The 8460-nt window shown below is 71.1% G+C and carries 9 protein-coding genes; 3 read left to right on the plus strand and 6 right to left on the minus strand.

Translation table 11 applies throughout. The features are described 5' to 3' along the window. The 6 genes from HMPREF0591_RS01100 to carD form a co-directional block, all read right to left on the minus strand. Positions 1–983, minus strand: a 983-nt coding sequence (locus HMPREF0591_RS01100; RefSeq protein WP_007166534.1) for a glycerophosphodiester phosphodiesterase, incomplete at its 3' end; no start/stop codon positions are given. Next, positions 980–1912, minus strand: coding sequence for a 23S rRNA (guanosine(2251)-2'-O)-methyltransferase RlmB (rlmB, locus tag HMPREF0591_RS01105; protein ID WP_007166535.1), 933 nt, complete (start codon positions 1910–1912; stop codon positions 980–982). The genes rlmB and HMPREF0591_RS01100, both read right to left, overlap by 4 nt. After that, positions 1913–3322 (minus strand): cysteine--tRNA ligase, encoded by a 1410-nt coding sequence (gene cysS / locus HMPREF0591_RS01110; RefSeq protein ID WP_007166536.1) that lies wholly within the window; start codon positions 3320–3322, stop codon positions 1913–1915. A gap of 50 nt (positions 3323–3372) precedes the next feature. After that, positions 3373–3852, minus strand: a complete 480-nt coding sequence (gene ispF, locus HMPREF0591_RS01115; RefSeq protein WP_007166537.1) for a 2-C-methyl-D-erythritol 2,4-cyclodiphosphate synthase — start codon at positions 3850–3852, stop codon at positions 3373–3375. Continuing rightward, positions 3849–4535: a 2-C-methyl-D-erythritol 4-phosphate cytidylyltransferase gene (ispD, locus tag HMPREF0591_RS01120; RefSeq protein WP_007166538.1), complete on the minus strand. Its 687-nt coding sequence runs from the start codon at positions 4533–4535 to the stop codon at positions 3849–3851. Before ispD ends, ispF begins: the two co-directional genes overlap by 4 nt. Before the next feature lie 16 nt (positions 4536–4551). Further along, positions 4552–5040, minus strand: a complete 489-nt coding sequence (carD, locus tag HMPREF0591_RS01125; RefSeq protein WP_007166539.1) for an RNA polymerase-binding transcription factor CarD — start codon at positions 5038–5040, stop codon at positions 4552–4554. Between the two features lie 297 nt (positions 5041–5337). Here carD and HMPREF0591_RS01130 point away from each other — a divergent pair, with 297 nt between their 5' ends. From HMPREF0591_RS01130 to disA, 3 genes are read left to right on the plus strand one after another with little or no spacing between them, the layout of a single operon-like run. Beyond that, positions 5338–5868, plus strand: a complete 531-nt coding sequence (locus HMPREF0591_RS01130; protein ID WP_007166540.1) for a copper chaperone PCu(A)C domain-containing protein — start codon at positions 5338–5340, stop codon at positions 5866–5868. A gap of 60 nt (positions 5869–5928) precedes the next feature. After that, positions 5929–7374 carry a DNA repair protein RadA gene (radA, locus tag HMPREF0591_RS01135; RefSeq protein ID WP_040621614.1) on the plus strand — a complete coding sequence of 482 codons (1446 nt, stop codon included), beginning with the start codon at positions 5929–5931 and terminating at the stop codon, positions 7372–7374. Further along, positions 7371–8444 carry a DNA integrity scanning diadenylate cyclase DisA gene (gene disA, locus HMPREF0591_RS01140; protein ID WP_007166542.1) on the plus strand — a complete coding sequence of 358 codons (1074 nt, stop codon included), beginning with the start codon at positions 7371–7373 and terminating at the stop codon, positions 8442–8444. Before radA ends, disA begins: the two co-directional genes overlap by 4 nt. Positions 8445–8460 lie beyond the last annotated feature (16 nt).

Genomic DNA, 8460 nt, shown 5'->3' on the forward strand with positions numbered 1-8460 from the left:
CCGCGGCGGTAGGCCGGCGGCAGCGGCATGCCGAGCTGCCCCAGCACGGCGCGCAACAGCGTCGGGTAGTCGGTGATGAGTCCGTCGACGCCGTCGGCGATCTGTTCGCGCATGGTGTCGGCGTCGTCGACCGTCCACGGAATCACCCTGAGCCCCAGCGCATGCGCGTGGTCGACGTACGGTTTGCCGTTGACCAGCCGGTAGCTGGGCGCGACGACGTCCGCGCCCACCAGCTTCGCCCCGGCCACCGGGTCACCTATAGCCGCGGCGTTCTCACCGGCCAGCCATGGCGAACCGGGCGCCCAGGTGTCCTCGCTGTACAACGCCACCAATGGAATTGAAGGTTCGTCCCGGTGAACCAGCGGCAGGGTCCGCCAGTCGAAGCTCTCTATCTCCACGCGATCGACCTTGCCGGCCGACCTGACCGCGGCCAGGATCACGTCGACGAACTGTTGGGGATCGGCCGAAGTGCCGGGCCGGCCGGCCGCCACCTTCGTTTCGATGTTGTAGCGCACCGCGGCGGGATAGGAATCGGCGAGCGCGAACACCTCCGGCAGGATGGCTATCTTGTTGCCGCGCACCACCTCGGCTTCGGGAAACTCGGCCAGCCGGCGTCCGCAGTCGAGCGTGCGGATCTGCGGCAGGGTGAGCTCGTGCACCAGCTTTCCGACGTAGGGGTACTGCGGATCCCCGGCGACCGCGGGGCCGGTGTCGTCACACTTCTCGGGGTCGATCGCCGGATCGTGCCACACCAGCGGTTGCCCGTCCCGCGTGATGTTGATGTCGAGTTCCAGCGTGCTGACACCCAATTCGATCGATTTCGCGAACGCACGCAGCGACTCCTCGGTGGTCTCCCCGCGCCCGCCGCGATGGGCCTGCAGGTCGAACCCCGGCGCCGGGGCGGCCGCCGCGGGCGACGCCAGGACACCGACGACGGCCAGCACCGCACCGAGGCGCGCGGGCCAGCGGCGCAGCGGGGTCACGTCCTGCGCTGGCGCGCGATCTCGGCGAGCACCACCCCGGCGGCCACCGAGGCGTTCAGCGATTCGGCCTGCCCGGCCATCGGGATCGACACCACCTCGTCGCAGTTCTGCCGCACCAGGCGCGACAGCCCTTTGCCTTCCGACCCGACGACCACCACCAGCGGGTCGGCGCCGTCCAGGTCATCGACCACGGTGTCGCCGCCGGCGTCCAGCCCGATCACCCGGATCCCGCGGTCGGCCCAATCCTTCAGCGTCCGGGTGAGATTGGTGGCCCGGGCGACCGGGATGCGGGCCGCCGCGCCGGCGCTGGTGCGCCAGGCCACGGCCGTCACCGACGCCGAACGGCGCTGCGGGATCAGCACGCCGTGGCCGCCGAAGGCCGCGACCGAACGCACGATCGCGCCCAGGTTGCGCGGATCGGAGATGTTGTCCAGCGCGACCAACAGCGGGGGCGGGGAGCCCAGGGCGGTCGCCAGCAGGTCGTCGGGGTGGGCGTAGCTGTACGGCGGGACCTGCAACGCGATGCCCTGATGCAAGTGGTTGCTGGTCATCCGGTCCAGGTCGGCACGCGGCACCTCGAGGATCGAGATGCCCGAATCCGCGGCGCGGGCGACGGATTCGGTCACCCGCTCGTCGGTGTCGGTGCCCAGGGCCACGTAGAGCGCCGTTGCCGGGACACCGGCGCGCAGGCACTCCAGCACCGGGTTGCGGCCGAGCACCGTTTCCGTCTCGTCGGTGGGCCGCTTGGCGGGCCGGCGCGGCGGGGACTGCGCGCGCTTGGCGGCGGGATGGTTGGGTCGCAGGTGCGCCGGGGGTGTGGGACCGCGCCCCTCCAGCGCGCGCCGGCGCTGCCCGCCCGAGCCCACGGTGGGCCCCTTCTTGGTGCCCGCCTTGCGTATTGCGCCGCGGCGGCGCGAATTGCCGGCCATTTACGGGTTCTGACCGGCCTGCAGCGACCACTGCGGCCCGTCGGCTGTGTCGGTCACCTCGATGCCGGCGATCTTCAGCCGATCCCGGATCTCGTCGGCGAGCGCCCAATTGCGTTGCTCGCGGGCCTTTTCCCGGTTCTCCAGTTCGGCCCGCACCAACACCTCGACGGCCGCCAGCGCGGCCGAGGTCTCGTCGCGGGTTTCCCAGCGCTCGTCGAGCGGGTCGCAACCCAGGATCCCCATCATGGCGCGGATCGCCCGGGCGTGCTGCAGGGCGCCGTCGTGGTCGCCGGAGTCGAGGGCGCGGTTGCCCTCGGCCCGGGCGTGGTGCACCTCGGCCAGCGCGGCCGGGACGGCCAGGTCGTCGTCGAGCGCCTCGGCGAACCGCGGCGTCCACTCGCCCGGCTCGACGCCGCCGACGCGGACGCGGACGCGGTGCAGGAATTCCTCAACGCCCACATAGGCTTTGACCGCATCCTGCAGGGCGTTGTCGGAGAATTCCAGCATCGAGCGGTAGTGCGCGCTGCCCAGGTAGTAGCGCAGCTCCGCCGGCCGCACCCGCTGCAGCAACGCGGGGATGGCCAGCACGTTGCCCAGCGACTTGCTCATCTTCTCGCCGCCCATGGTGACCCAGCCGTTGTGCAGCCAGTAACGGGCGAATCCGTCGCCGGCAGCGCGGCTCTGCGCGATCTCGTTCTCGTGGTGCGGGAAGACCAGGTCCATTCCGCCGCAATGGATGTCGAACTCCGGCCCCAGGTAGGTGCGCGCCATCGCCGAGCACTCCAGGTGCCAGCCGGGGCGCCCGCGGCCCCACGGGGTGGGCCAGGACGGCTCGCCGGGCTTGGCGGCCTTCCACAGGGTGAAGTCGCGCTGGTCGCGCTTGCAGGTCGCCACGCCCTCACCCTGGTGGACGTCGTCGATCTTGTGCCCGGACAGTTGGCCGTACTCCGGATAGCTGAGCACGTCGAAGTACACGTCGCCGCCCGCCGGGTACGCGTGGCCGGTTTCGATCAGCCGTTCCATCAACTCGACCATCTGGGTGATGTGTCCGGTGGCCCGGGGCTCGGCCGACGGCGGCAGGACGTCCAGGGCGTCGTAGGCGGCGCTGAACGCGCGTTCGTAGGTGGCCGCCCACTCCCACCACGGGCGGTCGGCCGCGGCGGCCTTGTTGAGGATCTTGTCGTCGATGTCGGTGACGTTGCGGATGAACGCGACGTCGCAGCCGCGGGCCATCAGCCACCGGCGCAGGATGTCGAAGGCCACGCCGCTGCGGACGTGCCCGATGTGCGGCAGGCCCTGGACGGTGGCGCCGCACAGGTAGATCGAGACGTGGCCCTCGCGCAGCGGGACGAAATCGCGCACGGCACCGGCCGCCGTGTCGTGTAGCCGCAAACGGGCGCGATCGGTCACGACGTGCCAGCTTACCGGGTGGTTCCGAGTCGCCCGGCCCTACGCGGGCCTCAGCCCACGGGGACGACCAAAGCGGTGGCGACGGCGGCGCGGCCCTCGCCGCGACCGGTCAGGCCCAGCCCGTCGGTCGTCGTCGCCGACACCGAGACCGGAGCACCCAGCAACTCGGAGAGCACGCGCTGGGCCTCGGCGCGGCGCGGGCCGATCCTGGGCTGGTTGCCGATCAGCTGCACCACGGCGTTTCCCACCCGGAGGCCGTCGCGCGCCACCAGGTCGCCGACGTGGCGCAGCATGTCGGCGCCGCTGACGCCCTTCCAGCGGGGGTCGTCGACGCCGAAGACCGCGCCGATGTCGCCCAGCCCCGCGGCCGACAGCAACGCGTCGCACAGCGCGTGCGCGCCCACGTCGCCGTCGGAGTGGCCGGCGCAGCCGTCGGCGCCGGGAAACAGCAGCCCCACCAGCCAGCAGGGTCGCCCGGGCTCGATCGGGTGCACGTCGACGCCCAGGCCGACGCGCGGCAGCCCGCTCACGGGCGCACGACCGCTTCGGCCAGCAGCAGGTCGAGCCGGGTGGTGATCTTGAACGCCAGCGGGTCGCCGTCGACCACCTGAACCTGGCCGCCGACGTGCTCGACCAGCGACGCGTCGTCGGTGAAGTCGGCGGTGCCCGCGCGCTGGTAGGCCCGCAGCAGCAGCTCCCGGGCGAAGCCCTGCGGCGTCTGCACGGCGCGCAGCCCGGCCCGCTCGGGCGTGCCCAGCACCACCCCGTTGGCGTCCACGGCCTTGATGGTGTCATGCAGCGGCAGCGCGGGGACCACGGCGTTGTGCCCGGACCGCAGCGCGTCCACCACCCGAACGACCAGCGCGGGGGGCGTCAGGGCGCGGGCGGCGTCGTGCACCAGCACGAACCCGGGATCACCGGCGAGGGCGGCCAGCGCCAGGCTCACGGACGTGGTGCGGTCGGCCCCGCCGGCGACGACGGTCGCGCGCTCCCCCAGGGCCCGCTTGGCCTCATCGATCCGGGCCGCCGGTACGGCGACCACCACGCGGTCGACGACTCCGGATTCCAGCAAACCTTCGACGGCGCGGTCCAACAGGGTGCGCCCGGCTACTTCACAGAATGCCTTCGGGATGCCGGCGCCCAGCCGCTCCCCCGACCCCGCGGCCGGGACCACTGCGACAACCGTGTCCGAGGAGACCGTCCCCGTGACCACCGAAGGATCAGGGTCTTCAGGAAGCGGCGGCCAGGACCTCGTCGAGGATGGTTTCCGCCTTGGCGTCGTCGGTGCTCTCGGCGAGCGCCAGTTCGCCGACCAGGATCTGGCGGGCCTTGGCCAGCATGCGCTTCTCGCCGGCGGACAGACCGCGTTCCTGGTCCCGACGCCACAGGTCGCGAACGACCTCGGCCACCTTGTTGACATCGCCGGAGGCCAGCTTTTCCAGGTTGGCCTTGTAGCGGCGCGACCAGTTGGTCGGCTCTTCGGTGTGCGGGGCCCGCAACACCTGGAACACCTTGTCGAGGCCTTCCTGCCCGACGACGTCGCGGACTCCGACATACTCGGCGTTGTCGGCGGGTACTCGAACGGTGAGGTCTCCCTGCGCCACCTTCAAGACGAGATATTCCTTTTGTTCCCCTTTGATGGTGCGGGTTTCAATCGCCTCGACTAACGCAGCACCGTGATGCGGGTAAACAACGGTGTCGCCGACCTTGAAGATCATCTGATTCGAGCCCCTTTCGTTACTTCAGTCTAACACGGCCGCCGAATCGCGCGTGGAGCAACGATGCAGGTCAGGGGCACAACACGCGCAGATTAGGGGTTGACAGGGGGAGCAGAACGTGCAGTGATGCACATTACCAATGCCCTGACCTGGCGCCGACGGCGGCCCCGCGGCCGCCACGGCCGGCCCCGCGGGAGGGCTTCCGGGCTGGTCTTACGCCCCGCGCTACCGCGCGCGAAACCTTCCTACTACTGTGCATAGTTGCATCCGTTCTACCGGCCCAGCAGGAGGCAGTGAGTGAACCTCGTCAAGCGCGCCGCACTCATCGGCTTCGCCGCAGTGGTCGCGATCCTCCTCAGCGGCTGCGGGGCCGGCCAGGTCTCGCAGATGGCCGTTCAGGAGCCCGCCATCAACGGCAACAAGGTCACGATCAAGAACGTGGCGCTGCGCAACATCCACATCCGGGCCGCCCAGACCGGTGACTTCCTGCAGCCGGGCCGAACGGTGGACCTGGTGCTGGTGGCCACCAACCAGTCGCCGGACACGCCGGACCGATTGGTGAGCATCACCAGCGACGTCGGCTCGGTGGCCCTGAGCGGCGACGGTCGGCTGCCCGCCGGCGGCATGCTGTTGATCGGCACGCCGGACGGCCAGAAGGTGGCGCCCGGCCCGGTGGGATCCAGCAATGCGGCCAAAGCGACGGTCACGCTGGCCAAGCCGATCACCAACGGCCTGCTGTACAACTTCACCTTCAACTTCGAGAAGGCCGGCCAGGCCACCGTGCTGGTGCCGGTCTCGGCCGGGCTGGAACCGCCGCAGCAAAGCTAGCCGGGGCCAACCGCCTGTCATAGCGGGGATTTGTCGTACCGCCTCGATACCGTCATGTGCGTGGCAAATCCGCGCTCCCAGTACCGCTGCTCCGAATGCCAGCACGTCACCGCCAAATGGGTGGGCCGCTGCCTGGAGTGCGGCACCTGGGGCACCGTCGACGAGGTGCCGGTGCTGGCCGCGGTGGGCGGCCGTCGCGCAGCGGCCGCGTCGGCGTCGGTGTCGGCTGCCCCGGCGGTCCCGATCACGTCCGTCGAACCCAACGCCAGCAGGCACCGCTCGACCGGGATCGGCGAGCTCGACCGGGTGCTCGGGGGCGGTGTCGTGCCCGGTTCGGTCACGCTGCTGGCCGGTGATCCCGGCGTGGGTAAGTCGACGCTGCTGCTCAAGGTGGCGCACCGCTGGGCGCTGTCGGGCCGGCGGGCGCTGTACATCTCCGGTGAGGAGTCCGCCGGCCAGATCCGGTTGCGCGCCGACCGGATCGGCTGCGGCGGCAAGGACGCGCAGGAGGTCTATCTGGCCGCCGAATCCGACCTGCACACCGTGCTGGCCCACATCGCGGCGGTGCGGCCCGCGCTGGTGATCGTGGACTCGGTGCAGACCATGTCCACCACGGAATCCGACGGGGTGGCCGGCGGGGTGACGCAGGTTCGCGCGGTCACCGCCGCATTGACCGCGGCGGCGAAGGCCAACGGCATCGCGCTGATCCTGGTCGGCCACGTCACCAAGGACGGCGCCATCGCCGGACCCCGCTCGCTGGAACACCTGGTGGACGTGGTGCTGCATTTCGAGGGCGACCGCAACGGGTCGCTGCGGATGGTCCGCGGGATCAAGAACCGGTTCGGCGCGGCCGACGAGGTCGGCTGTTTCCTGCTGCACGACAGCGGGATCGAGGACGTGTCCGATCCGTCGAACCTGTTCCTGGATCAGCGGCCGGCGCCGGTCGCCGGGACCGCGATCACCGTGACGCTGGACGGCAAGCGGCCGCTCATCGGGGAGGTCCAGGCCCTGCTCGCCACGCCCGGCGGCGGCTCCCCGCGGCGGGCGGTCAGCGGGATCGACCACTCCCGCGCCGCGATGATCGGCGCCGTGCTGGAGAAGCACGGCAGGCTGGCCATCGGCGTCAACGACATCTATCTGTCCACCGTCGGCGGCATGCGGTTGACCGACCCCTCCTCGGATCTGGCCGTCGCGATGGCGCTGGCCTCGGCCTACTCCGGTCTGCCCTTGCCGACCACGGCGGTGATGATCGGCGAGGTGGGGCTGGCGGGCGACCTGCGGCGGGTGAGCGGCATGGAGCGGCGGCTGGGCGAGGCGGCACGGCAGGGGTTCAGCATCGCGCTCATCCCGGACGGCGACGACCCGCGGCGCGAGATCGTGCCCGACGGGATGCGGGCCCTGCGGGCGCCGACGATCGTCACGGCGCTGCAGCACATGAAAGCCATCGCCGAGCCGCGCGATGGCTGGACGCACAACGCGCTGGGGCCGCACAATGACACGCTGTGACTCGTCCGACACTGCGTGAGACCGTCGCCCGCCTGGCGCCGGGCACAGGGCTGCGTGACGGCCTGGAGCGCATCCTGCGCGGCCGCACCGGTGCGCTGATCGTCCTCGGCAACGACGAAAACGTCGAGGCGATCTGCGACGGCGGCTTTGCCCTCGACGTCCGGTATGCGCCGACCCGGCTGCGCGAGCTGGCGAAGATGGACGGCGCGGTGGTGTTGTCCACCGACGGCAGCCGCATCGTGCGGGCCAACGTGCAGCTGGTGCCGGACCCGTCCATCCCCACCGACGAATCGGGGACGCGCCACCGCTCGGCGGAGCGGGCGGCGATTCAGACCGGCTACCCGGTGATCTCGGTGAGCCACTCGATGAACATCGTCACCGTCTACGTCGGCGGGGAACGCCACGTGGTGGCCGACTCGGCGACCATCCTGTCGCGGGCCAACCAGGCGATCGCGACCCTGGAGCGGTACAAGACCCGCCTCGACGAGGTCAGCAGGCAACTGTCGCTCGCGGAGATCGAGGACTTCGTGACGCTGCGCGACGTCATGACGGTGGTGCAGCGGCTCGAGCTGGTCCGGCGAATCGGCCTGGTGATCGACGACGACGTCGTCGAGCTGGGCACCGACGGACGCCAGCTGCGGCTGCAGCTCGACGAGCTGCTGGGCGGCAACGACATCGCCCGGGAGCTGACCGTGCGCGACTACCACGCCAGCCCGGAGCCGCTGTCCAAGGCGCAGATGACGGCGACGCTCGACGAGCTGGACGCCCTCTCGGACACCGAGCTACTCGAATTGACCGCGCTGGCAAAGGTTTTCGGCTATCCGACGACGGCCGAGGCGCAGGACTCGGCGGTCAGCCCGCGGGGTTACCGCGCCCTGGCCAGCATCCCGCGGCTGCAGTTCGCCCACTCCGACCTGTTGGTCCGGTCGTTCGGGACGCTGCAGGGCCTGCTGGCGGCCAGCGCCGGAGACCTGCAGTCGGTCGAGGGCATCGGCGCGATGTGGGCCCGCCACGTGCGGGAGGGTCTGTCGCAGCTCGCCGAGTCGACCATCGCCGACCCGCTGAGTTAGCCGGCGGGGACCGGTC

Source organism: Mycobacterium parascrofulaceum ATCC BAA-614 (assembly GCF_000164135.1).
Lineage (GTDB): Bacteria > Actinomycetota > Actinomycetes > Mycobacteriales > Mycobacteriaceae > Mycobacterium > Mycobacterium parascrofulaceum.

Bases quoted from the DNA above. Each gene is read 5' to 3' on its own strand.
- carD (WP_007166539.1), bottom strand. From the start codon at position 5,040: ATGATCTTCAAGGTCGGCGACACCGTTGTTTACCCGCATCACGGTGCT.
- rlmB (WP_007166535.1), bottom strand. From the start codon at position 1,912: ATGGCCGGCAATTCGCGCCGCCGCGGCGCAATACGCAAGGCGGGCACC.